The following is a 24,512-nucleotide window of genomic DNA, read 5'->3' as shown; positions in this document are numbered from 1 at the left end:
GGGTAGATCCTCCGCCGCGATCAACGCGCGCCTCCTCCGTTCGGTTTCGAGCACCAAACTTGACATTTTTCTTCTGCACTCGATCATACCGCCTAATCAGAAAGGCGCAATCATATCGAGGAGAGCGGCATGGCCGATAATAACGGCATACTGGCCATTGATCAGGGGACAACCAGCTCACGGGCCATCGTTTTCGATCTCGAAGGCCACATCGTGGCGACCGCCCAGGAGGAATTCTCCCAGCACTACCCGCACAGCGGCTGGGTGGAGCACGAGCCCCAGGATCTGATCGACACCACCCTCGATACCAGCCGCCGGGCCCTCAAGGCGGCCAAGGCCGCCGGCGTCCATGCCTGCACCATCGGCATCACCAACCAGCGCGAGACCACCATCGTCTGGGACCGGCGCACCGGCGAGCCGGTGCACAATGCCATTGTCTGGCAGGACCGCCGCACCGCCGAGCGCTGCGCCGCACTGAAGGCCGCCGGCCACGAGGCGATGGTCGCCGAGCGCACCGGGCTGCTGCTCGATCCGTACTTCGCCGCCACCAAGATCGCCTGGATCCTCGATAATGTGCGCGGCGCGCGGGAACGGGCGCGGAAGGGCGAGCTGGCCTTCGGCACCGTCGACACCTGGCTGCTCTGGCGGCTGACCGGCGGCCGCAGCCATGCCACCGATGCCACCAACGCCAGTCGCACACTGCTGTTCAACATCCACCGTCAGGCCTGGGACGACGAGCTGCTCAGCCTGTTCGACATTCCCGCCGCGATCCTCCCCGAGGTGCTCGACAGCGCCGATGACTTCGGCACCACCGACCCCGAGCTGTTCGGCAGCGCCCTGCCCGTCGAGGGCATCGCCGGTGACCAGCACGCCGCGGTGGTCGGCCAGTGCTGCTTCCGGCCGGGGATGATCAAGAGCACCTACGGCACCGGCTGCTTTGCACTGATGAACACCGGCGATACCGCCGTGCCGTCGCAGAACCGCATGCTGACTACCACGGCCTATCGCATCAACGGCCAACCCACCTATGCCCTCGAAGGCGCGATCTTCATCGCCGGGGCCGCCATCCAGTGGTTGCGCGACGAGCTGGGCATCATCGCTCACGCCTCGCAGAGCGAGGGCCTGGCCAATGATGCCGAGGCCGAGGGCCTGTACATGGTGCCGGCCTTCACCGGTCTGGGCGCGCCGTGGTGGGATCCCAACGCCCGGGGCGCGATCTTTGGCCTGACCCGCAATACCGGTGTCGCCGAGTTCGTCCACGCGGCACTGGACTCGGTCTGCCTGCAGACCGGCGACCTGCTCGAGGCCATGGCGGATGACTCGCAGACCAAGCAGGCCACCCTGCGTGTCGACGGTGGCATGGTGGCCAACAACTGGCTGCTGCAGCGGCTCGCGGACCTGACCGGGCTGGATGTCGAGCGCCCGAAGGTGATCGAGACCACCGCGCTGGGGGCCGCCTATCTGGCCGGGCTGCAGCACGGCCTGTACCAGTCGCTGGAGAGCCTCGAGTCGCAGTGGTCGCTGGATGATCGGTTCAAGCCGGCCATTTCCCACCAGGCCCGGGAACACATCGTTGAGGGCTGGCACGACGCGGTCCGTCGGACCCTGACGACCGGGCGCTGAAAACGCTACTATGGCGGTATTCAATGCCGTTGCCGGAGGATGGATGCAGTATCTGCACACAATGGTCCGAATCAGTGACATCGATGCGTCGCTGCGGTTTTACTGCGACCTGCTCGGCCTCGAGGAGATCAGCCGTCAGGACAGCGAAAAGGGGCGTTTCACCCTGATCTTCCTGGCCGCGCCGGCCGACCGTGACCGGGCCCGCTCCAGCGATCGGGCGCCGATGCTCGAGCTGACCTACAACTGGGACCCGGAGACCTACACCGGCGGCCGTAATTTCGGTCATCTGGCCTATCGCGTCGACGACATCTACGCCACCTGCCAACACCTCATGGACAATGGCGTGACCATCAACCGGCCGCCGCGCGACGGGCACATGGCGTTCGTCAAATCCCCCGACGGCATCTCGGTGGAGCTGCTGCAGAGTGGCGACGCGCTGCCCGCGCAGGAACCCTGGGCCTCCATGGCCAACATGGGGAGCTGGTAATGCCGGCGGCCGGCGCACGGCCCATGGATGACCGGCGCCGCGACCGGTGGGGCCTGGCCGGCTGGACACTGCTGGTGGTGGTGACCGCGATGGGCGGCATCCTCAGCCCGCCCGGGGCCTGGTACGCGGCGCTCGACAAGCCGCCGATGACCCCGCCGGACCTGCTCTTCCCGATCGCCTGGACGCTGCTCTATGGGCTGATGATCGCCGCGGCCTGGCAGGTCTGGCGACGGATCGGGCTGCTGGCGGGCCTTGCCGTGCTCATCCCGTTCATCGCCCAACTGGGCGCCAACGGCCTGTGGAGCATCCTGTTCTTTCAGTGGCATCGCCCGGATCTGGCACTCGTGGACCTGGTGGTGCTCTGGGCGCTCATCGCGCTGACCATGCTGCGCTTTCGCCGGGTGCACCCGCCGGCGGCGTGGCTGCTGGCGCCCTATCTGGTGTGGGTGACCTACGCCGGGTATCTCAACATCGGCGTCATCCTGCTGAACGGGCCCGCGCCGCCGGCCTGATCAGCCGCGCTCGATGCGCTCGCGCCATTCCGCCTCGGTAAACTCAATGCCCTCGCGTTCCCACGGCGGGACCGGCGTGAACACCTCGACGAGGAAGTCGACGAACGCCCGGACCTTGCGCGACAGATGCCGGCGGTGGGGATAGAGCAGAAAATACGCCGAGCGCTCGTGGGGATACTGCGGCAGCACCGGCACCAGGTCGCCGCGCCGGATGGCGGGCATCACCAGCCAGGTGGACAGCCGCGCCAGACCCACCCCGGCCAGCGCCGCCTCGTACAGGGCGTCGGCGGTGTTGGCGCGGAAGTTCCCGCCGACATGCAGGGTCCGATACCCCTGCACCGGATCCTCAAAGGCCCAGTCGTTGAACTGCGAGACCTCGTAGAGCGTCAGGCAGTTGTGTGAGAGCAACTCCTCCGGCGTCGCCGGCGCCCCGTGCTGCTCGATGTAGTGCGGCGATGCGCAGATGATCCGACGATTGACGCACAGCCGGCGGGCGATCAGTGACGGGTCATCCATCTGCTCGCGCCACTGGATGGCCACATCGATGCCTTCCTCGATCAGGTCCACCTGGCGGTCGGTCAGCTCGAACTCGATGTTGAGCTCGGGATAGCGCTCGAGAAAGTCCTGGATGCGGGGCAGCACCTCGACCCGGCCGAAGGCCACCGTGGCCGCCACCCTCAACGTCCCCCGAGGGTTCTCGTTCAGCGCCGTGACCGCCTCTTCGGCCTCCTCGATCTCCTGGATGATCCGCGCGCAGCGCTCGTAATAGGCATGCCCCACCTCGGTCAGGCTGACCCGCCGGGTGGTGCGGTTGAAAAGCCGCACGCCCAGCCGGTCCTCGAGACGCCGGATCTGCTTGCTGACCGCCGACGGCGTGAGGTCGAGATCGCGGGCCGCCGACGAAAAGCTGCCCCGGTCCACCGCCCGCACGAACATGTGCATTTCCGCCGCCCGATCCATCGCTTACCTATTCCTGTCCGTCACTAATGAAATGCTGTTTCGGATTATTACCTCTTACGAGGAACAGCATACAATCCAATACAACGTCACCATAGCCCAGGAGATCAACCATGCACATTCGCAGCAATCGAGAGGTCGACCCCGCAGCGGCCCTTCGCCAGGCCGAGATCATTCACAGCGCCTATCGCAGCGGCGCCTGCCAGTCGATGGTCGCAGGCCTGCGCGAGCAGCTCGCCGAGCGCCAGGCCCGCCGCTACGGACTGCCCCGGGCCCGCTAGGCGGGGAGTAGCGCGCGCAGGCTCCACAGGGCGATCATGCCCAGGATCAGGGTCGGCAGGGTGGCCTGGGTTTTCCAGGCCACTCCCCCGGCCACCAACCCGGCCAGCAGCCGTGGTGCGTCGACACTGCCGTCCCCCTGCCACTGCACCAGCCCCGGCAGGACCAGCGCGGCGAACACCGCCGGCGGCACATAGCTGAGGCCGCGACGCACCAGATCGGGCATCTGCAGCCCGTGACCGAACACCAGAAAGGCGCCGCGCCAGATGAACGTGCCGACGCCGATCGCCGCCACCATCCACCACAGCGGATCAACCACGACGCCACCCCTCGGCCACGACGCCGGCGACGATCCCGGCGAGCGAAGCCAGCGTCAGCCCCAGCCCCGCGGGCAGATCACGCCCCAGCACCGACAGGGAGCCGGCCACCAGCGCGGCGATGACGCCGGGGCGGCTGCTGATCGACATCACCAGCAGCGCCAGAAAGATCAGCGGCACGATGAAGCCCAGCTCCCAGGCCGGCGGCATCGCCGTCCCCGCCCAGTAGCCAAAGGCCGTGGCAAGCTGCCAGACCCCCCACAGCGGCAGCGCCACCCCAAAATAGAACCAGTGATTGAAGCGCTCGCCGCCGCGGGTCATGACCCGGGAGATGGTCAGCGCATAGGCCTGATCGGTGAGGATATAGGCCATCAGCGATCGACTGCCCGCCCCCACATGCCGGAAATGCGGCGCCAGATGGGCGCTGTACATCAGCATGCGCAGATTGATGATGAGCGCGGTCAGCACCACCAGCGGCGCCGCGGCACCGGCGTCGATCAACTGAATGCTCGCGAGCTGCGAGGCGCCGGCGAACACGATCAGCGACATCCCCAGGGTCAGCGCCGCGCCCAGCCCGGCATCCAGACCCGCCACCCCCGCGGTCACCCCGAACGGAACGATCGCGGCGACCATGGGCGCGACGGCCTTCAGGCCATCACTGAACGCCTGCTGACGGGCGGATGCCATCCCGGCGCCCTCAGGCCGCCGGCGGCGGCGTTGCCGTGAACGAGGGCCGCTCCAGCATGCGCGCGAGCCACTCGCCGGCCGCCGGCTGTGCCGCCCGCCAGGGGATCTCGCCGCCAAAGCGAAAATCCACCCAGGCCAGGGCCACCGCCGTCGCCAGATCCCCAAGATCGGGATCCTCCGCCGGCGCCTGCCCCTCGATACCCACCGCCAATGCGTTGGCGGCGCGCTCCAGGGCGTCAAAGCGCCGCCGCGCCAGCGGAGTGTGGGGATCGCCATGACGGCGCTCCGTGATCACGCCGGCCCCATTGTCGATGCAGCCAATCGCCTGACCCAGCCGCGCATGCACCGACTCCACGGCATCGCGCGGCATCAGGCGCGGCTCGGGGTAGCGGCGCTCGAGGAACAGCGCGATCACCGCCGCCTCGCACAGCACCTGACCACTGGGCATGACCAGCGTGGGGACGCGCGAGTGGGTGTTGACCGCGACCAGCTCCGCCGGCGACGCCCAGGGATCGACGAAGCGATAGTCCACCCGATCCTGGAGCTGCTTTTCCAGCAGCGTCACCCGCACCAGGCGGGCGTACGGTGAGGTCGGTGATGTGAACAGTTTCATGGGCTGCCTACCCCCCGGTTGGATACGGCCTGATGCACATTATGCCCGAGCATCAGCAGACACGGCGTCAGCACCAGAGTAAGCACCGTGGCAAACGTGAGGCCACCGGCAATGGTGGCCGAGAGCTCCGCCCACCACTGGGTGGACGGCGCGTTGAACTCGATGCGGCGGCCCAGCAGATCGACGTTGAGCTTGAGCACCATGGGCATCAGCGCCAGCACCGTGGTCACCGAGGTGAGCAGCACCGGGCGCAGACGCTGCACGGCGGTCCGCTGAATGGCCTCGCGCACCGGCAGGCCGTCGGCCCGCAGGCCATTGTAGGTGTCGATGAGCACGATGTTGTTGTTCACCACAATGCCGGCCAGGGCGATTGCGCCCACCCCGCCCATGACAATGCCGAACGGCCGCTGGGTGACCATCAGCCCCAGCAGCACCCCGGCGCTGGACAGCACGATGGCCGAGAGCACCAGCAGCGTCTGATAGAGACTATTGAACTGCGTGAGCAGGATGATGCACATCAGCGCGATCGCCACCACAAAGGCCGTCGACAGGAACGACTGCGCCTCGCGCTGGTCCTCGTCCTCGCCCTTGAACGCCACGCTGACGCCGGCCGGCAGCGGATCCTCGGCAATCGATGCGCGCAGCGCCGCGACCCGGTCATCCACCAGCCGGCCCGCCTCGACATCGGCATTGACGGTCAGCACGCGCTGGCGGTCGATCCGCTCCAGCGTGCCGGTCCGGGGGGTGGGCTCAAAGTCGACGAAATGGCTCACCGGGACCTGGCCGTGGCGCGTCGGCACCCGCAGCTCGCCCAGACTGCCGAGGCTGCGATCCTCAAGCGGGTAGCGCACGCGGATGTCCACCTCGTCATCGGCGTCGTCCGGGCGATAGTCGGCGATCAGTATCCCGTTGGTCACCAACTGCACGGCATTGCCCACGCGCTGGACATCGGCGTCGTATCGGGCCGCCCGTTCGCGGTCCACGCGCAGGGCCCACTCGATGCCCGGCAGCGGGCGGTTGTCTTCGACATCGGCAAAGCCCCCCAACCGGTGCATGCGCTCGCGCAGCGCCTCGACCCCGGCCGCGAGCCGATCCTTATCGCCCGAGACCTGCAGCTCCACCGGTTTCGCCTGACCCGGTCCCTGGGTCTGCTCGGCGATCTGGATGCGGATGCCGGGGATATCGGCAAGCGCGGCGCGGATGTCCTCAATGATCGCCGTCGCCGGTCGGCGCCGGGTCCAGTCGATGAATTCCAGTTGCACCACGCCGATGGCATCGCGGGCCAGCGACTGCCCGCCGGTGCGGGTGGGATCGGCGAAGGTGCGGGCATAGGCGAAGTCGACCTCGTCGAACCCGGCCAGACGCGCCTCCACCGTCTGCACCAGCGCGTCCTTTTCATGGATCGACAGATCCCCCCGGGCCTGGACCTGCACGCGGGCATAGTCGGGCTCGGTGGCGGGGAAGAACTCCACGCCGACGCCGAAGCGGCCATAGGCGATCCACGTCGAGACCACCACCGCCAGAATCACCAGCAGCACCGTGCCCGGCATGCGCAGTGCCCCGCGCAGCAGCCGATGATAGCCGCCGGCCACCCCGCCCAGGGTGTCAAGATCACCCGTCTCGGCGATCTCAATGCGGCGATGATGCCCGCCGGGATGCGCCTCGCGCCGGCCCAGCCAGCCACCCAGCACGGGGATGAACACCAGCGCCATCGCCAGCGAGGCGGTCAGCGTCACGATCACCGTAATGGGCAGGTACTTCATGAACTGACCGACCAGCCCGCCCCAGAACAGCAGCGGCACGAACACCGACAGCGTCGTGATGGTGGCGGCGATGATCGGCCAGCTCATGCGCCAGGCGCCGTAGCGATAGGCCTCACGCGGCGACGCCCCCTCGGCCAGGCGGCGTTCGGCAAGCTCCACCACCACGATGGCCGCATCCACCAGCATGCCCACCACCAGGATCAGGCTGAACAGCACGACGATGTTCAGCGTGTAGCCCATGGCATTGATCACGAGAATGCCGGCCAGAAACGAGCCCGGGATGGCCAGGCCCACCAGCAGCGCCGGCCGCCAGCCCATGACCGCCACCACCACGATCATCACCAGCACCACCGCGGTCAGCACGTTGTTCTGCAGATCCCGCAGCATGGTGCGGATATCCTCGGAGCGATCCTGCAGATAGGTCACCTGCATGGCCGCCGGCCAGTTGCCGCGCTCGGCCGCGACGATCCCGCGGATGCGGTTGTTGACCTCGATGATGTTGGCGCCGACCCGCTTGGAGACCTCCAGCGTGACCGCCGGCTCGCCGTTGACCCGGGCAAACTCGTCGACGTCCTTGAAGGTACGCCGCACGCTCGCCACATCACCGAAGGTGACCACCCGATCATCGGTCACCTTGACCGGCAGGCCGAGGACGTCGTCCATGTCCTGGATGACGCCGGGGACCTTCACGGATAACCGCCCGGCGCCGGTGTCCAGTGCGCCCGCGGCGATCAGCCGGTTATTGCGCTCCACCCGGGCGAACAGATCGGCGTAGGAGACGTCATAGGTCTGCATGACCCGGTCGTCCACCGACACCTCGAGCAGCTCTTCGCGATTGCCACCAATGTCGGCCTCGAGCACCCCGGGCAGCGATTCGATGCGATCCTGCAGGGCCTCGGCGGTATCGATCAGCGCGCGCTCGGGGACCGCCCCGGACAGCGCCACGGTCAGCACCGGAAACAGTGCCACGTTGACCTCGTCGACACGCGGTTCCTCCGCACCCTGCGGCAGCTCGGAGCGGGCGATATCCACCCCCTCACGCACGTCGTCCAGGGCCCGGTCGGCGTCAAAGCCGGCATCGAATTCCAGCAGCACCGAGGCAAACCCCTCGGTGGCGGTCCCCTTGATCTGATCGAGCCCCTCGATGCCCGCGAGCTCGCGCTCCATGGGGCGCACCAGCAGCCGCTCGGCGTCCTCGGGCGAGATCCCCTCGTAGGCCATCGAGACATAGACCACCGGGATATTGACGTCGGGCTCCGCCTCCTTGGGGATGGTCTGGTAGGCCACGGCCCCCATGACCACAATCAGCAGCAGGACCAGCGTGACCGAACGGCTGCGGCTTAACGCGGCATCAATCAGCGCGCGCATCGGTTCAGCCGCCGTTGGCGGAGGCGTCGGCCGCGACCGGGTTCACGGTGTCGCCGGGGCGGACAAAGCCCTGCCCCACGGTGATCAGGCGCACCCGATCCGGCAGCCCGGTCACCCAGACGCCGTCGCGCTCGGTGCGCACGATATCCACCGGGGCAAAGGCCACCTGATCGGCGTCGTCGACGGTCTTCACGCCGACCTCGCCCGACGCCGCCAGCGCCAGCCAGGCCGGACTCAGGAAATGCGCGCGCACCGTCTCCAGCGGGATGCGCAGCGTGGCGCTGACGCCCGCCGGCAGACCGTCGGGGTTGGCCGCCTCGACTTCGACCCGAAAGGTGCGCGAGCCCGCCTCGGCGGCGTTGCCGATGCGCCGCACCGTGCCGGTCAGGGTGTCGCCGGTGGCCAGTTCGATGCGCACCTCGCGCCCGGTTTCGACCTGGCGGATGGACTGCTGAGCGACATGGCCGATGGCGACCAGCGGGTCGACATCGATGATCCGCACCACCTGCTCGCCGGCGGCCAGATAGTCGCCGGTGTCCACACCACGCGATTCCACCTGACCGGCGATGGGTGCCGTGATGCGGGTGTTGTCGATTTCCTCTTCGATGGCGGCGCGCCGGGCGCGGGCCGATTCCAGCGCCGCGCGCGCCTCGGTGACGGCGATCTGCGACTGAAAGCCATCGCCCGAGAGCTGCCGGGCGGCCTCGAAATCCGCCTCGGCCTGGTCAACCCGGGCCTGTGCCTCGGTACGGCGGGCTTCGCGATCGCCCATGGCCAGCTCGACGATGGGATCCCCCGGGGCGACGGTGTCACCGGCTTCGACCTGCACCGCCGCCACCTGGCCACCGGTTTCAGCACGCAACTGGACATCGCGGTCAGCCACGGTATCCCCCTGACTCTCGAGAAAGCGCTCGACGCGCTCGGCCTCAAGCTCGGTGACCGCCACGTCCATGACCGGCGCCGCCGCCCCGGCATCACGCTCAGCGGACGGTGCATCGGCACGCTCGCCGATCCGGCCGCTCAGCATCCAGGTGCCGACGACCAGCGCCGCCGCCAGGGCAAGGAGATACGACCGAAGGTTCATGGCTCGAAGTGATGCCCGAACTTGGCCGCCTTGGTCTCGAGATAGGCGTGATTGTGGGGATTGCGCCCGGCCAGCAGCGGCAGCCGCTCGATCACCCGCACGCCGGCGGCCTCAAGGCCCTCGACCTTGGCCGGGTTGTTGGTCATCAGCCGCACCGCTGTCACGCCCAGCGCGCCGAGCATGGAGGCGGCCACGCCATAATCGCGGGCATCGGCGGCAAAGCCCAGCACCTCGTTGGCCTCGACGGTATCCGCGCCGGCCTCATCCTGAACGCCATAGGCGCGGATCTTGTTGAGCAGGCCGATGCCCCGGCCCTCCTGGCGCAGGTACACCAGCACGCCCTCGCCGGCCTCGCCGATCCGCTGCATGGCCGCCTCAAGCTGGGGGCCACAGTCACAGCGCTGGCTGAACAGGGCATCGCCGGTCAGGCACTCCGAGTGCACGCGCACCAGCGACGCCTCAGCCGCGGCCGGATCCCCCATCACCAGCGCCACATGCTCGCCGCCGTTGTCGGCCTGAAAACCGTGGATGCGGAACGTCCCCCAGCGCGTCGGCAGGCGGGCCTGACCGGTCTCGCGGGCGCTGGACTCAACGGCCATGCGGCGCGTCCAGGTCGATCACCGGACCGGCCGGGATGATGCCGGTGGGATTGATCATCGGGTGGCTGGTGTAATAGTGCCGCTTGATGTGGTCAATGCTCACCGTCCCGGCGATGCCCGGCTGCTGGTAGAGATCGCGCAGATAGCCACTGAGGTGCGGATAGTCGTCGATGCGGCGCAGGTTGCACTTGAAGTGCCCCACATACACCGGGTCAAAGCGCACCAGCGTGGTGAACAGCCGCCAGTCGGCCTCGGTGATGGCGTCGCCGGCCAGGTAGCGCTGATCGCCCAGCCGGGCCTCGAGCTCGTCGAGGGCGGCAAAAAGCTCGCTCACGGCCTGTTCATAGGCCGTCTGGGCGGTGGCGAAGCCCGCCTTGTACACGCCATTGTTGACGGCGTGATAGATCTGCGCGTTGAGGGCGTCGATGGTCTCGGCCCGATCGGCGGGGTAGAGATCCAGATCGTCGGCCACCCCCGGCAGATCATTGAAGGCGTGGTTGAAAATACGCACCAGATCCGCCGACTCGTTGTTGACCAGCGTTTCACGCTGCCGGTCCCAGAGCGCCGGCACCGTGACCCGGCCGGTGTAGTGCGGATCGGCCTTCTGATAGATCTGATGCAGATACTCCAGGCCGAACAGCGCATCGGCGGTGGCCCCGGGGTAGCTGTCATCGAAATGCCAGCCGCCGCTGCCCATGTAGGGATGCACCACCGAGACCCCGATATGCGGCTCGAGGCCTTTCAGCCGGCGGACGATCAGCGCGCGATGCGCCCACGGGCAGGCCAGCGACACATAGAGATGATAGCGGCCCGATTCCGGCGGGTGATCGCCCTGCGGATCGATCGGGTTGCGGAACACCGTCTCGGGCCGCTCGAAGCGCCCGCCGGTGGATTCGGTGTCATACCACTGGTCGTGCCAGACGCCGTCTACGAGCAATCCCATTGCACTGGCTCCTAAGTCGCGAGACGCCCGGCGATTTCCGCCACATGGCGCCCCTGAAAACGGGCGATCTCGAGTTCGTTGTCACTCGGCTGGCGGCTGCCATCGCCATCGGAAAGCGTGGTCGCGCCGTAGGGCGTGCCGCCGGTGATCTCGTCCATGGTGGTCAGCGCCGGGCAGGAGTAGGGCACACCCACCACCACCATGCCCTGGTGGAACAGCGTCGTGTGGAACGAGGTCAGCGTGGTCTCCTGACCGCCATGCTGGCTGCCGGTGCTGGCGAAAACGCTGCCCACCTTGCCGATCAGCTTGCCGCCGGCCCACAGCGAACCGGTCTGATCGAGGAAGTTGCGCATCTGCGCGGCCATGTTGCCAAACCGTGTCGGGGTTCCGAACAGGATGGCATCGTAGTCGGCCAGCTCATCCGGGCTTGCCAGCGGCGCGGCCTGATCGAGCTTGGCGCCGGCCGCCCGGGCCACGTCCTCGGGCATGAGCTCGGGCACCCGCTTGACGACCACCTCGGCGCCCTCCACCGATCGTGCGCCCTCGGCAATGGCACCGGCCATCGTCTCGACATGCCCCCAGGTGCTGTAATAAACCACCAGAATACGGCTCATACCCTTGATCCTCTTGTTGTCTCAGAAAAGTTCGTCGGGGTCGTTATCCGGCCCCAGCGCCTTGCCGGCCGCCCGCGCCATGCCGCGGATCACGGTCCATTCCGCGTGCACACGGCGAAGGCTCCGCTGCCAGGCCGCGCGCGCTTCGTCACGGAACGCCACGGGCCGGTCGGGCCGCTCGGCCCGGCAACCCGCGTAGAGCGCCAGCGCCCGGTCGACACAGCTTGACAGCGAATACGCATCCGCCGTTTCGGCCAGCGCCTGACGCATCCGCGCCCGGGCCCCTCCACTCAGTGACAGCATGCCCAGCAACGCCTCGGCAAACGCCGCCGGCGGGGCATCGTCATCCAGTAATCGGCCATTATCCCCCTTCACCACCTCACGTGCACCCGATGCATCCAACGCCACCACCGGCACCCCGGCGGTCATGGCCTCGGCCAGCACCAGGCCCTGGGTCTCGGTGAACGAGGCAAAGCCGAACACATCCATCGCCGCATAGGCATCGGCCAGCGCCGGCAGGGCCAGCGCGCCGGGGCGCACCAGCCGATCGGCCAGGCCGGCGGCGGCAAAGCGGGCATCGATGTCGGCGCCGGCCGGCCCGTCGCCCACCACCAGGCAGATCACCGCCGGGTCCTGCCGGGCGGCCTCGACCAACGCCCGGGCCAGATAATCCAGGTTCTTCTCCTCGGCCAGCCGGCCGACATGGCCGATGACCCGCGCCTGCGGATCAATGCCCAGACGCTGGCGGCCGGCATGGGCATCACCGCCGCTGAACGCCGCCCGGTCGATGCCGGTGGGCACCACCGCCAGCGGCGACTCCACCCCACGCTCGCGCAGCAGATCCGCCACGCTCTCGCTGGGGGCGAACACCTGATCGGCGCTGTTGGCATAGCTCGTGGACAGCTCGACGACAAAACGCTTGAGCGCCGTGGAATCGCCGGGGACGTAGTGGGTATAGGCCTCGTAGAGCGTGTGATGGGTGAACACCAGCGGGCAGGCCCGCCGTGCCGCCACGCGCAGCGCGGTGGAGCCGATCAGGAACGGGTGGTGGGCATGAATGATGTCGGGCTCGAAGGCATCCAGGGCCTCATCGAGCTTACCCGGCACCGGCAGCACCACCGAAAAGTCACTGCCATTGAAGTTCTGGATGGCGGGGATGCGCACCACATCGGGCTCGTCCGCCGGGGTATCGGGGAACACCGGCGCCACCACCAGCACCCGGTGCCCGCGGTCGCGGCAGCCCTCGGTGAGGGCCGAGACGGACCGGGCCACGCCACCGACATGCGGGGTGTAGGTGTTGGTCATCATGACGATGTTCATGCCGGTGCCTCCGGCATTTCCAGCGACCGGCAGTCGCCGGCGCGGTCGATCGGCGGCTGCCCCGGCACCGCCAGGCGGATGCAGGCCGGCCCGGGGCCATCGATCCGCCAGTCGACACGATGCCCCTCGGGCGTTGGTTCAAAGCGCACCCGGACGCTGCCGAACGCCGTGGGCGTGGGTCCGAAGCCGAATCCGGTCCGCGCGGCCAGCCAGCGCGGCTGGATACCGGCGCCGAGTACCAGGCCATCGCCTTCCTCGCGGACGAACGCGTTGCGCATCATCGACACCCATTCGGCCGCCGCCCAGACGTGCTGGCCATCCCCCATGCAGCCGCCATCGGTGCGCGGGTGGATGGCCTCGGGCCACTGCCCGGTGGGGCTCGCCAGTCGGGCCACCGCGTCCATCAATGCGAGGCCATCAGCGTCGCCGGCCCGCAGCAGCACCTGCGCCAGGTGCAGGGTCAGATAGGCATTGACGCCGGAGTGGATCATTTCCTGGAAAAAACCGCCGTTGACGCGATGCGCGTCCAGCAGATACCCGACCGTGCCCAGCAGACGGGCATCGTCTGCGGCCAGGGTCTGCAGCGGAAACCCCGCGGCAATCGAGCCGATCGCCCCGGCATCCATGCGCCGCCGGGGCGAGGCCGGCATCACCGGCCGGCCCAGTCGCTCGCCATCGGCGGCGTAGGCCCGCTCGAGGCTCGCCGCCAGATCGGCCGCCTCGTCGTCCACCCAATCGGCCAGCGCCGGTTCGCCGTCGGCGCGCAGCCGCCCGGCCACCGCCCGCAGACCGCCATGGGCCCACTGATCGTCCCAGTAGTAATAGTCGTTGGGGCCGAGATGCTCGGCGCTGAAGCCCGCCGGCAGCAACCCGGCCTCGGGCCGGTCGCTGTCCGCTGGCAGCCGCTTGCGCGCCACCCACTGGACACCGCGCCGGATCACCCGCAGCCACTCATCGCGATCCGCGCCCGGCGGCCACTCGCCGGTCAGGGCATGGTGGCGGGCGATGATCCAGAGCGCCTGGCCATTCGAATCCCACTCGCCCTCCTGGCTGTGGAAATAGCCGGTGGCACGGGTCTGGCGCCCCGGAAAGCGGGCCAGCGAGCGGCGTCCACGCTCGAGCAGCCCGGCGTTGAACAGCCCATGGATGATGAACGCCGCATCCCTGAACCAGAAGCGCTTATAGGTATAGGGCCCCGGGTAGATGTCTTCGACGGAGTGCAGCAGCAGCGTGCGCAGCGCCGTGTCGTAGAGCGCCTGATAGTCCGCATCCGGCACATCCAGTTGCGCCGCCGGGGCCAGCGCCTCGGCCCACGAGGCCGGGCCCACCGGATCGGCGGGCTCGGGCAGCGGCACCGACAGGGTCACACTGCGCGACTCCCCGGGCGCCAGATCGAACTGCGCCGCAGCGGTCAGCAGCCCGGTGTCGCAGTCGAGACGCGCGGGGGTGACGCCGCCATCACCGCCATCGGCCGGCTCACCGGCAAGCCGCTGGGCGACATCCCCTGACTCGTAATCAGAGGTATCGATGCGCTCGGGGCGGGTATCAAAGTCGAACCGCGCCGGCTGCATCACATGCTGCTCGTCAAACACCCGCCACTGCCACGCGGCCGCCGGCGACTCGCCCGGTGCCTGGTCAAGCCGCTGGATAAAGCTGATGCCCTCGGGGTTATAGGGGCGCAGCGCCAGCGCCAGGCGCCCACCCGCCGCGGCGGTGGCGGTGTAGCGACACTCCAGGCGATGGCCATCGCCGGCGGCCACCACCCGGGCGCGGCTCACCAGTTGCAGGCCGCCGGTCTCGGCGGTGGTGGTCACGCTCAGGTCATCGTCGCCGCGGTCCAGCCGCTGATCGACGGCGGGCAGACGCGAGGGGATCAGCCACTCGCCATCGGCCCCCCGCACCCAGGCATCCACCGAGCCGCCGTCGATGAGCGGTGTCACCAGCCCGCGCGGGTCAATGATGGGCAGCGCGGCGCAGTCCGGCCGGCCCACCGCGGTCCAGTTGCGGTGGGTGAGATTGACGTGGGTGATGCTGAACGCCCGGGGCAGAAACGCCGGGCTGTGCGGGTCGAACTGCTGCTCGATCCAGTACGGCCAGATCCAGTCCAGGTTGTGCTGGATGACCCGCGTGTTGATCAGTCCCCGGGCATGAAAGATCATTCCGGCGCGCAGCAGCTCGATGGGCTCGGCCACCTCCGAGGGCTGGCCGAAGCGCCGCAGCCGCGCCATCACCGCCAGCGGGTCCATGAACCCCTGCGATCGGGCCGCCCGGCGCACCACCCAGCGCCAGGGCAGCCACCTCATTAACGCCATCAATCGCATCTATCGGTGCCCTATCGCTCGAATTTCTGAAACATCTGTGTAAAAGTTCTGTCCGACCCGCCGTTACAACCCCAAGACTTTCATTCCAACGGAGATCGTTGATGAATCCGGATCTCGACCACCATTTCGAGCAGATCATCACGGGCCTGGGTGAGGACCCGAGCCGTGGCGGCCTGGAGAAGACGCCCTATCGCGCGGCCCGGGCCATGGAGTACCTCACCCAGGGCTATCACCAGTCGCTCGACGAGCTGGTCAACGGTGCAATGTTCGAATCCGACAATGACGAAATGGTCATTGTTCGTGACATCGAATTCTACTCGCTCTGCGAGCATCACGTCCTGCCCTTCTTCGGCCACGCCCAGGTCGGTTACATCCCCGACGGCCGGGTCATCGGCCTGTCGAAGATCGCCCGCGTCGTCGACATGTACGCCCGCCGCCTGCAGATCCAGGAAAACCTCGCCCGCGAGGTGGCCGAGGCCATCCAGCAGGTCACCCAGGCGCGCGGCGTGGCCGTGCAGATGGACGCCCAGCACATGTGCATGATGATGCGCGGGGTGAGCAAGCAGAACGCTGAGATGAGCTCCTCGGTGATGCTCGGCACATTCCGCGAGTCGGTCTCGGCGCGCAACGAATTCCTCCAGCTCATCCGTCGCCGGCCGGCATGAGCGGCGGTATCCAGCGGCCCCTGTCGCGCATCCGGGTCAAGGACCTGCGGCTGCGCACGTTCGTCGGCTTCAACGACGAGGAGCAGCGCAAGCGCCAGGATGTGGTCGTCAACCTGCGCATCGACTACGACGCCCTCGCCGCCGCGCGCGGCGATGTGGTGGACGAGGCACTGGACTATAAGACCATCACCAAGCAGATCATCGCCCATATCGAGGACAACCGGTTTCTGCTGCTCGAAAAGCTGGTCAACGACCTGGTCGAGCTGATCATGGCGCACACGGCCGTGCAGTACGCCGAGGTCGAGGTCGACAAGCCCCACGCCCTGCGCTTCGCCGATTCGGTCTCGCTGACCATGACCGCCCAGCGGGACTGACTCCGCCGGCGGCCCCATGACCGTCAGCGCCTGGCTGTCACTGCTTGCCATCTGCTTGCTCGGCGCCGTGTCACCGGGCCCCAGCCTGGCGCTGGTCATCCGCAACACGGTCAACCGCGGACGCGGCGCGGGGCTGATCACCGCCGTCAGTCACGGCCTGGGCGTCGGCGTCTATGCCCTGGCGACGGCGCTGGGGCTGGCGGCAGTCATCGCCACCCATGAGACCCTGCACAGCGCGATCACCCTGGCGGGCGCCGGCTATCTGCTGTGGCTGGGGGCCAGTGCCATGCGCGCGGGCCACCCGGCCGCCGAAGCGGGTGCCCAGCCCGCCCCCGCCGATGTCATGCCCGGGCGCGGCGTGGCGGCGGCCCGCGATGGCCTGACCATGGCGCTGCTCAACCCCAAGATCGCGGTGTTCTTTCTGGCCCTGTTCAGCCAGTTCGTCACGCCCGGCGCCGGTGCGCCGACCGTCGCCCTGCTGGCCGGCACCGCCACCGTGGTGGATGCCGGCTGGTATGCGCTGGTGGCGACGGGTCTGTCCGCCAGCGGCGGTGCCGCCTGGCTGCGGCGCCGGCGGGTCTGGATCGAGCGGCTGACCGGGGCGGTGCTGGTGTTCCTGGCCCTCAGCACGGCCGCCACCGTGCTTGGCTGACGCTGACGCCGCGTCAGTGCGAGAGCAGCACCGGCAGGGTCATTTCGCCCAGGATCCGGCGGGTGGTCCCGCCCATGACCATCTCCCGGAACCGCGAGCGTCCGTACGCCCCCATCACCAGCAGATCGGCATCGGCGTCGGCGGCCGCCGACAGCAGGGCGTCGGCCACGGGGATGTCGACACTGCCCTGGTGGGTCGCGGTCACCCGCACACCGTGCCGGGCCAGGTAGGCGGCGACATCGGCCCCGGGCAGATCGGTCCCCGCCCCGCGCAGGCCCGGCGCCTCGGTGCCGATCACCGCCACCTGCACCTCGTCGGCCCGGCACAGCAGGGGCAGGGCATCACTGACCGCCCGGGCCGATTCGCGACCGCCATCCCAGCCGACGATCACCCGCTGCCCCACCGGACGCCGCTGCCAGGCATAGGGCAGCGCCAGCACCGGACGCCCGGCCATGACCGCGGCCTGGCCGGGCAGATCGGCCGGCACCAGGTCGGCGGGCCGATCCGGGTCGACCTGGCCCAGCACCAGCAGATCGGAATAGCGCGCCTGCTGGGCGACGACATCCACGGTGCTGCGGTCAACGCGCAGATCCTCCACCGAGCGCCATTCGGTGCTGAGCGCCTGATGCGCCACCTCGGACTCAAAGATCGCCGCCAGCCCGGCGTTACGGGTCTGCCAGGCCTCGCGGTAGCGATCCAGCGCCTCGGGCGGCAGGTATTCGGCGTGGGCGGCCAGCGGCTCGGCCACCGCCAGGCCGGTCAGGTGGGCCTCATGGGCGCTTGCCAGGGCCGCCGCGGCGGCGACGTGATTGGCCTCGTGGCCGTCCTTGTGCAGATAAAGCAGGATCGAGCGAATCATGATCCCCTCTCCCTTGGCCTGTTGTTGTCAGGAACAGGCTAAGTCCGCGGGGAGTCCTGATACAATCACAACTTTTACGCCAACAGCTTGTCGGTCAGTCATGAAAGTTTTTATCCGTCTGCTTATCGCCCTTCTCCTGCTGGGCGGAATCTTTGGTGGCATCTTCGGCTACAAATACTTTGTCCAGATGCAGGGCGGCGGCCCGGGCGGCCCGCGTCCGGCCAACATCACCGCGACCACGGTCGCCAGCGAGCAGTGGCAGGGCGAGCGCAGCAGCGTCGGCAGCCTGACCGCCGTGGATCGCGTCGCCGTGAGCACCGAGGTGGCGGGCACCATCGAGTCGCTCAATTTCGACTCGGGTGAGCGCGTCGGCACCAATGATGTGCTGGTCGCCCTGGACACCGATGTCGATGAGGCCGAACTGCAGGGCCTTCAGGCCGAGGCCGAGCTGGCCCGCATCGCGTTCAACCGCGCCGAGGATCTGCTCCCCCAGCAGGCCATCTCCCAGTCCGAGTTCGACGAAGCGCGGGCCCGGCTCGACAGCGCCACCGCCGCCGTGGACACCCAGCAGGCGCGACTGGCGCAGAAGACCATCCGCGCGCCCTTCCCGGGCATTCTCGGTCTGCGCACGGTCAGCGTCGGCCAGTATCTGGCCCCCGGCAGTGACATTGTCGAGATCCAGCGGCTCGACCCCATCTATGCCGACTTCACCCTGCCCGAGCGGTTTCTCACCGACCTCGAGCAGGGCCAGTCCATCGAGGTGAACACCAGCGCCTTCGAGGACACCTTCAACGGCACCATCACCGCCATCGATAGCGCCATCCGCGAGAACACCCGCGCCGTGTCGGTGCGCGCCACGCTGGACAATCCCGACGGTCGACTGCGACCCGGCATGTTCGCCGAGGTGACGGTGCTCGAGCCCATGGAGCGCACGCTGCTCACCATCCCGCGCACGGCGGTGAGCTTTAACACCTATGGCGATTTCGTGCTGCGCATCAATCAGAACGACAATGGCCTGGTGGCCGAGCGCGTGCAGATTGAAACCGGCGAGGTGCGCGATGGCCGGGTCGAGGTCACCAACGGCCTCGACAAGGGCGATCGCGTGGTGGCCGCCGGGCTGGTCAAGGTCCGCCCCGGCCAGCCGGTCACCATTGATGACACCGTCACGCTGAATCCGGACGAGGTGACCGGTCGATGAAATTCACCGACATCTTCATCCATCGCCCGGTGCTGGCGACGGTGATCAGCCTGCTGATCCTGCTGGCCGGCGTGCGCTCGCTGGACCTGCTCGAGGTGCGCCAGTACCCGTCCACCGAGAACACGGTGGTCACCGTCACCACCACCTTCCCCGGCGCCGACAGCGAGCTGGTGCAGGGCTTCATCACCCAGCCGCTGCAGCAGGCCATCGCCGAGGCCGGTGGCATCGACTACATCACCTCGGAAAGCCGCCAGGGCCAGTCCACCATCGAGGTGAACATGGCCCTCAACTACGACGCCAACGCGGCGGTCTCGGAGATACAGGCCAAGGTGGCCAGCCAGCGCAATGTGCTGCCCGCCGACGCCCAGGACCCGGTGATCGAGTCGAGCACCGGCGATCAGACGGCGCTCATGTATCTGGCGATCTACAGCGAGTCGGTCAAGATCCCCGAGATCACCGATTTCGTGAACCGCGTCATCCAGCCCCAGGTCCAGGCGCTGGACGGGGTGGCCAAGGCCCGGGTGTTCGGGCGCTCGCCGGCGATGCGCATCTGGCTCGATCCGCAGCGCATGGCGGCGCTCAACGTCACGGCCAGCGAAGTCCGCGACGTGCTGCGCGCCAACAACTATCAGGCCGGCATCGGTAACACCAAGGGGCCGTATACCCGCATCAACCTGTCGGTGACCACCGATGTGAGCGATCCCGACGCCTTCGAGCGCCTGGTGATCCGCGAAGAGAACGGCACCGTGGTGCGCCTCGATGATGTGGCTGCGACGGACTTCGGCTCCGAGACCTATGCCTCGGCGGCCTGGTACAAGGGCCAGCCCTCGGTGTTCATCGCCGTGGAGCAAGCCCCCGGCGCCAATCCGCTGGATGTGGCCGGCGAAGTCCAGCAGACGATGCCCAACCTGCGCAGCCAGCTACCGCAGGACATGCAGCTCGCACTGCCGTATGACGCGAGCAAGTTCATCGAAGACTCCATCAACGAGGTGTTCAAGACCATCGCCGAGGCGGTGCTGATCGTGCTCGTGGTGATCTTCCTGACCATCGGCTCGATCCGCGCGGCCATCGTGCCGTCGCTGGCGGTGCCGCTGTCGCTGGTGGGCGCGGCCACCATCATGATCGCGCTGGGCTATTCGCTGAACCTGCTCACGCTGCTGTCCATGGTGCTCGCCATCGGGCTGGTGGTGGACGACGCGATCATCGTTGTCGAGAACATCCACCGCCATATCGAGGAAGGCTACTCCAACGTCGATGCCGCCATCATGGGCGCGCGCGAACTGGCCGTCCCCATCATCGCCATGACCACGACCCTGCTCGCGGTCTACGCGCCCATCGGCTTCATGGGCGGGCTGATCGGGACGCTGTTCACCGAGTTCGCCTTCACCCTGGCCGGGTCGGTGCTCATCTCGGGCATCATCGCGTTGACCTTCTCGCCCATGGTCTCGGCCGCCGTGCTCAAGCCCGGCGGCAAGGCCGGGCGGTTCGAGCAGTTCGTCGAGCGCATGTTCAACGGCCTGGCCGCCGCCTATCAGCGCAGCCTGCACAGCCTGCTCGACACCAAGAGCGTGCTCATCGTGTTCGGCGTGATCGTGCTGGCCTCGAACTACTTCATGTTCACCACCAGCCAGAGCGAGCTGGCGCCCACCGAGGATCAGAGCATCCTGTTCTTCCAGGGCACCGCACCGCGCACCGCCACCTTCGATTATCTGGCGACATTCGCCGAGCGCTACCAGACCGAGGCGGAGAGCATCCCCGAGTACAGCGAGACGTTCATGATCCTCGGCGGCCTGTCGCCGGATACGGTGTTTGGCGGCGTCAAGATGGTCCCCACCAGCGAGCGCGAGCGCAGCCAGACCGAGGTGCAGCAGGAGGTGACCGCCAAGTTCACGCCCAACCCGGGGCTCGACACCGCGGTGTTCCCGCGGCCCAGTCTGCCGGGCTCGGGCGGCGGGCTGCCCGTGCAGTTCGTGCTGACCACCTCGGCCGGCTACGAGGCCCTGGATAACGTCGCCACCGATTTCATCGGCCAGGCCATGGGCAGTGGCAACTTCCTGTTCCTGCGCAAGTCCGTGGAGTTCGACCGACCGCTGACCACGGTCGAGGTCAACCGCGACAAGGCGGCCGACATGGGCATCAGCATGGAGCAGCTCGGCAGCAGCCTGTCCGGGATGCTCGGTGGCGGCTACGTCAACCGCTTCAATCTGGACGGGCGCAGCTACAAGGTCATCCCCCAGGTTGATCGCCCGTTCCGGGCCAATGCGGCGATGCTCGAGGAATACTACATCGAGACCCCTCAGGGCGAATCGGTGCCGCTCTCAAGCCTGGTGACCCTCAAGGAATCGGTGGTGCCGAGCTCACGCAACCAGTTCCAGCAGCTCAACTCGGTGACGCTTGAGGGGATCCCGGCGCCGGGCGTGCCGCTGGGGGATGCGCTGAACTACCTCGCGACCACCGCCGATCAGGTCCTGCCGGCAAGCTATAACGTCGACTACACCGGCCAGTCGCGACAGTTCGCCGATCAGGGCGGCGCGCTGGTGCTGACGTTCTTCCTGTCGATGCTGGTGATCTATCTGGTCCTCGCCGCACAGTTCGAGAGCTGGCGCGATCCGGCGATCATCCTGGTCTCGGTGCCGCTCAGTATTGCCGGGGCGCTCGCGTTCATCACCCTTGGCTTCGCCACGGTCAACATCTACACCCAGGTGGGGCTGATCACGCTGATCGGCGTCGTCGCCAAGAACGGCATCCTGATCGTGGAGTTCGCCAACAACCTGCAGATCAAGCAGGGCCTCGGCAAGCGCGCGGCGGTTGAACAGGCGGCCACCATCCGCCTGCGGCCGATCATCATGACCTCGCTGGCGCTGATCATGGCCATGGTGCCGCTGCTCATCGCCACCGGCGCGGGCGCGGTCAGCCGCTTCCAGATCGGTCTGACCATCGCCACGGGGCTTGGCATCGGCACGCTGTTCACGCTGTTCGTGCTGCCCGCCTTCTACCTGGTGCTGGGGCAGGACCACAACGCCCACAAGTCGGAGGCGACAGCGGCCTGATGGCGGCGGTGACGGCTCGGGGGCTGACCCGGACCTACGGCACGACGACGGTGGTGGATGGCATTGACCTGACCATCGAGGCGGGTGAGTGCTTTGCGCTGCTGGGGCCCAACGGTGCCGGCAAAACCACCACGCTGCGCATGCTGCTGGGGCTCACACCCCCCAGCAGCGGCGAGGTGACCGTGCTGGGTGAGCCCATCCCGAAGCGGGCCCGGGCGATGCGCGAGCGTGCCGGCATCGTGCCCCAGTTCGACAACCTCGACCCCGACTTCAGTGTGCGCGAGAACCTCATCACCTACGGCGCCTATTATGGCGCACGGCGTAAGGCGGTGGAGGCGCGGATGGACTCGCTGCTCGCCTTCGCCGAGCTGACCGAGCGGGCCGATGACCCCATCCAGGGGCTGTCCGGGGGCATGAAGCGCCGCCTCACACTTGCCCGGGCCCTGGTCAACGACCCGGAGCTGCTCGCCCTGGACGAGCCCAGTACCGGCCTTGACCCCCAGGCCCGCCAGCACATCTGGGAGCGCATGCACACGCTGCGCCGCCAGGGCCGCACCCTGCTGCTGACCACCCATTACATGGAAGAGGCCGAGCGGCTCTGCGACCGCGCCGCGATCATCGATCACGGCCGCATCGTCGCCTGCGACAGTCCCTCGGCGCTGATCGCCGCGCACATCGAGCCGCATGTGGTGGAACTGCGCGGCGATCAGGCCATGCAGTGGATGGGGCGGATGAACGCCGCCGGCGACATCGACGCCGAGGTGCGCGGTCATGCCGGCGCCGGCAGCGGCCTCGAGCCACTGACCGCGGCCGGATTCCGGGTGGAGCCGGTGGGCGAGACGGTGCTGATCTACGGCGCCGACCGCGACGCCCTGATCCAGCGCATGGAGGCACTGATCGGTCCGGGGTATCTGTATCGACCGGCAAGCCTTGAGGATGTCTTTCTGCGCCTGACCGGACGGGAGCTGCGCGACTGATGAGTGCGAGTGTTGCGGATCATCTGAAAACCGGCCCACAGCTCAGTGGCCGGTTCATTGCCGTGTGGCTGCGCAACCTGCGGGTCTGGCGCAAGCTCATGCTGCCCTCGCTGCTGGGTAACTTCGGTGAGCCGGTGCTGTATCTGCTGGCACTCGGTTATGGGCTGGGGCAGTTCGTCGGCGAAGTCGAGTCCATGCCCTATATGGTGTTCCTGGCGAGCGGCATCGTCTGCTCAGCGGCGATGACCGGCGCCACCTTCGAGGCGCTCTACTCCGCCTACACCCGGCTCACCCAGCAGCAGACCTGGGCGGCGATGCTCGCCGCGCCGATGAACGTCGATGATGTGGTGCTGGGCGAGATCGCCTGGGCGGCCACCAAGGCGCTGATCAACGCCAGCGCCATCGTGCTGGTGGCCGCGGTGCTGGGTCTGGTCGCCGGGCCCGAGGCGCTGCTGGTGCTGCCGGTGATCCTGCTCGCGGGGTTTTCGTTTGCCGGCATCGCGATGATCGTCACCGCGATTTCGCCAAGCTACGATTTCTTCCTGTACTACTTCACGCTGGTCATGACCCCGATGCTGCTGCTCTCGGGCGTGTTCTTTCCGCTATCGGGGCTGCCCGACGCGGTTGGCATCGGCGCGCAGTTCCTGCCGCTGGCGCATGTGGTCATGCTGGTGCGCCCGCTGATGACCGGCACCCCCGTCGACGCGCCGGTGCTGCATCTGGCGGTGATCCTGGGCTATGCGGTGGGCAGCTACTGGATCAGCGCGGCCCTGGCGCGGCGACGGCTGATCCGCTGACCGGCTCTGTCCGCTCCGGCAGCCAGACCCAGACGTAGGTGAGGTGGACCCCATCCGTCGGACCACTGGTAGCGGTTAAGTTGTAAAGGCCGGTGGCATCTCCATCGGCATTAAGTTTCCGGCATATGAGCCCAGTGGACCTCAGCCGGGATTCTTTGATCTGAGGTGGACCCCATCCTTCGGACCACTGGTAGCGGTTAAGTTGTAAAGACCGGTGGGGTCTCCATCGGCATTAAGTTTCCGGCATATGAGCCCAGTGGACCTCAGCCGGGGTTCTTTGATCAAGCGCGGTATGTGGTCGCTCTGTGTTGTAGAAGTCGATGTATCTGCCCAGCCCACGCTCCAGGGCCGTCGGGCTGTCGTAGCCCCGCAGGTAGACGTCCTCGTACTTCAGCGTTCGCCACAGTCGCTCGACGAAGACATTGTCGAGGGCCCGGCCACGGCCATCCATGC

24 protein-coding genes are annotated in these 24,512 nt (G+C 67.9%); 11 read left to right on the top strand and 13 right to left on the bottom strand.

Translation table 11 applies throughout. The features are described 5' to 3' along the window. The first annotated feature begins 129 nt into the window (after positions 1-129). From glpK to BA899_RS00110, 3 genes are read left to right on the top strand one after another with little or no spacing between them, the layout of a single operon-like run. Positions 130-1,623: a glycerol kinase GlpK gene (glpK, locus tag BA899_RS00120; RefSeq protein WP_148122504.1), complete on the top strand. Its 1,494-nt coding sequence runs from the start codon at positions 130-132 to the stop codon at positions 1,621-1,623. Between the two features lie 43 nt (positions 1,624-1,666). Beyond that, positions 1,667-2,110: a VOC family protein gene (locus tag BA899_RS00115; protein WP_159299354.1), complete on the top strand. Its 444-nt coding sequence runs from the start codon at positions 1,667-1,669 to the stop codon at positions 2,108-2,110. Then, entirely contained in the window at positions 2,110-2,622 is a 513-nt protein-coding gene (locus BA899_RS00110) for a TspO/MBR family protein (RefSeq protein ID WP_235011843.1), read from the top strand. Before BA899_RS00115 ends, BA899_RS00110 begins: the two co-directional genes overlap by 1 nt. On the opposite strand, the gene BA899_RS00105 is transcribed toward BA899_RS00110, so the two are convergent. Beyond that, a complete protein-coding gene (locus tag BA899_RS00105) occupies positions 2,623-3,582 on the bottom strand; it encodes a LysR family transcriptional regulator (protein ID WP_110883403.1) in 960 nt (319 codons plus the stop codon). A gap of 110 nt (positions 3,583-3,692) precedes the next feature. On the opposite strand from BA899_RS00105, the gene BA899_RS00100 reads away from it, so the two are divergent. Beyond that, complete coding sequence (locus BA899_RS00100; protein ID WP_159299353.1) at positions 3,693-3,860, top strand: hypothetical protein; 168 nt, start codon at positions 3,693-3,695, stop codon at positions 3,858-3,860. On the opposite strand, the gene BA899_RS00095 is transcribed toward BA899_RS00100, so the two are convergent. Genes BA899_RS00095 through BA899_RS00050 form a run of 10 tightly spaced genes read right to left on the bottom strand, consistent with a single transcriptional unit; the run spans position 3,857 to position 15,469 of the window. Continuing rightward, on the bottom strand, positions 3,857-4,177 hold the full coding sequence (locus BA899_RS00095) for an AzlD domain-containing protein (RefSeq protein ID WP_159299352.1): 321 nt from the start codon (positions 4,175-4,177) through the stop codon (positions 3,857-3,859). The genes BA899_RS00100 and BA899_RS00095 overlap by 4 nt on opposite strands. Then, positions 4,170-4,862 (bottom strand): AzlC family ABC transporter permease, encoded by a 693-nt coding sequence (locus tag BA899_RS00090; protein ID WP_110883405.1) that lies wholly within the window; start codon positions 4,860-4,862, stop codon positions 4,170-4,172. Before BA899_RS00090 ends, BA899_RS00095 begins: the two co-directional genes overlap by 8 nt. A 10-nt stretch (positions 4,863-4,872) precedes the next feature. Continuing rightward, positions 4,873-5,475 (bottom strand): glutathione S-transferase family protein, encoded by a 603-nt coding sequence (locus BA899_RS00085; protein WP_159299351.1) that lies wholly within the window; start codon positions 5,473-5,475, stop codon positions 4,873-4,875. Further along, the gene (locus tag BA899_RS00080) at positions 5,472-8,606 is read right to left on the bottom strand and encodes an efflux RND transporter permease subunit (protein ID WP_159299350.1); all 3,135 of its coding nucleotides are present in this window, start codon (positions 8,604-8,606) and stop codon (positions 5,472-5,474) included. Before BA899_RS00080 ends, BA899_RS00085 begins: the two co-directional genes overlap by 4 nt. A 4-nt stretch (positions 8,607-8,610) precedes the next feature. Next, complete coding sequence (locus BA899_RS00075) at positions 8,611-9,690, bottom strand: efflux RND transporter periplasmic adaptor subunit (RefSeq protein ID WP_159299349.1); 1,080 nt, start codon at positions 9,688-9,690, stop codon at positions 8,611-8,613. After that, positions 9,687-10,289, bottom strand: a complete 603-nt coding sequence (gene ribA / locus BA899_RS00070; RefSeq protein WP_159299348.1) for a GTP cyclohydrolase II — start codon at positions 10,287-10,289, stop codon at positions 9,687-9,689. Before ribA ends, BA899_RS00075 begins: the two co-directional genes overlap by 4 nt. Continuing rightward, positions 10,279-11,232 (bottom strand): glutathione S-transferase family protein, encoded by a 954-nt coding sequence (locus tag BA899_RS00065; protein WP_159299347.1) that lies wholly within the window; start codon positions 11,230-11,232, stop codon positions 10,279-10,281. The genes ribA and BA899_RS00065 overlap by 11 nt, the downstream gene beginning before the upstream one ends. A gap of 11 nt (positions 11,233-11,243) precedes the next feature. Beyond that, positions 11,244-11,846 (bottom strand): NAD(P)H:quinone oxidoreductase, encoded by a 603-nt coding sequence (wrbA, locus tag BA899_RS00060; RefSeq protein ID WP_069134379.1) that lies wholly within the window; start codon positions 11,844-11,846, stop codon positions 11,244-11,246. A gap of 21 nt (positions 11,847-11,867) precedes the next feature. Then, positions 11,868-13,166, bottom strand: a complete 1,299-nt coding sequence (locus BA899_RS00055; RefSeq protein ID WP_159299346.1) for a glycosyltransferase — start codon at positions 13,164-13,166, stop codon at positions 11,868-11,870. Continuing rightward, complete coding sequence (locus BA899_RS00050; protein ID WP_235013265.1) at positions 13,163-15,469, bottom strand: hypothetical protein; 2,307 nt, start codon at positions 15,467-15,469, stop codon at positions 13,163-13,165. Before BA899_RS00050 ends, BA899_RS00055 begins: the two co-directional genes overlap by 4 nt. A gap of 119 nt (positions 15,470-15,588) precedes the next feature. Here BA899_RS00050 and folE point away from each other — a divergent pair, with 119 nt between their 5' ends. The 3 genes from folE to BA899_RS00035 are packed head-to-tail and all read left to right on the top strand — an operon-like array spanning position 15,589 to position 17,178. Continuing rightward, a complete protein-coding gene (gene folE, locus BA899_RS00045) occupies positions 15,589-16,152 on the top strand; it encodes a GTP cyclohydrolase I FolE (RefSeq protein ID WP_069134382.1) in 564 nt (187 codons plus the stop codon). Beyond that, positions 16,149-16,526 carry a dihydroneopterin triphosphate 2'-epimerase gene (gene folX, locus BA899_RS00040; protein WP_069134383.1) on the top strand — a complete coding sequence of 126 codons (378 nt, stop codon included), beginning with the start codon at positions 16,149-16,151 and terminating at the stop codon, positions 16,524-16,526. The genes folE and folX overlap by 4 nt, the downstream gene beginning before the upstream one ends. A gap of 16 nt (positions 16,527-16,542) precedes the next feature. Next, the gene (locus BA899_RS00035) at positions 16,543-17,178 is read left to right on the top strand and encodes a LysE family translocator (protein ID WP_159299344.1); all 636 of its coding nucleotides are present in this window, start codon (positions 16,543-16,545) and stop codon (positions 17,176-17,178) included. Between the two features lie 13 nt (positions 17,179-17,191). On the opposite strand, the gene BA899_RS00030 is transcribed toward BA899_RS00035, so the two are convergent. Next, positions 17,192-18,037, bottom strand: coding sequence for a universal stress protein (locus BA899_RS00030; RefSeq protein ID WP_159299343.1), 846 nt, complete (start codon positions 18,035-18,037; stop codon positions 17,192-17,194). A gap of 100 nt (positions 18,038-18,137) precedes the next feature. On the opposite strand from BA899_RS00030, the gene BA899_RS00025 reads away from it, so the two are divergent. From BA899_RS00025 to BA899_RS00010, 4 genes are read left to right on the top strand one after another with little or no spacing between them, the layout of a single operon-like run. Next, on the top strand, positions 18,138-19,235 hold the full coding sequence (locus BA899_RS00025; protein ID WP_159299342.1) for an efflux RND transporter periplasmic adaptor subunit: 1,098 nt from the start codon (positions 18,138-18,140) through the stop codon (positions 19,233-19,235). Next, complete coding sequence (locus BA899_RS00020) at positions 19,232-22,285, top strand: efflux RND transporter permease subunit (RefSeq protein ID WP_159299341.1); 3,054 nt, start codon at positions 19,232-19,234, stop codon at positions 22,283-22,285. The genes BA899_RS00025 and BA899_RS00020 overlap by 4 nt, the downstream gene beginning before the upstream one ends. Continuing rightward, positions 22,285-23,262: an ATP-binding cassette domain-containing protein gene (locus BA899_RS00015; RefSeq protein WP_159299340.1), complete on the top strand. Its 978-nt coding sequence runs from the start codon at positions 22,285-22,287 to the stop codon at positions 23,260-23,262. Before BA899_RS00020 ends, BA899_RS00015 begins: the two co-directional genes overlap by 1 nt. Continuing rightward, positions 23,262-24,059 (top strand): ABC transporter permease, encoded by a 798-nt coding sequence (locus tag BA899_RS00010; RefSeq protein ID WP_159299339.1) that lies wholly within the window; start codon positions 23,262-23,264, stop codon positions 24,057-24,059. The genes BA899_RS00015 and BA899_RS00010 overlap by 1 nt, the downstream gene beginning before the upstream one ends. A gap of 232 nt (positions 24,060-24,291) precedes the next feature. Here the strand turns inward: BA899_RS00010 and BA899_RS00005 are convergent. Beyond that, positions 24,292-24,512 (bottom strand): integrase core domain-containing protein (locus BA899_RS00005; RefSeq protein ID WP_159299338.1); only part of this gene is annotated, 221 nt, incomplete at its 5' end.

The sequence above is a fragment of the Spiribacter sp. SSL99 genome, from assembly GCF_009805925.1.
Lineage (GTDB): Bacteria > Pseudomonadota > Gammaproteobacteria > Nitrococcales > Nitrococcaceae > Spiribacter > Spiribacter roseus.
This window is presented reverse-complemented; position numbering and strand designations above follow the sequence as displayed.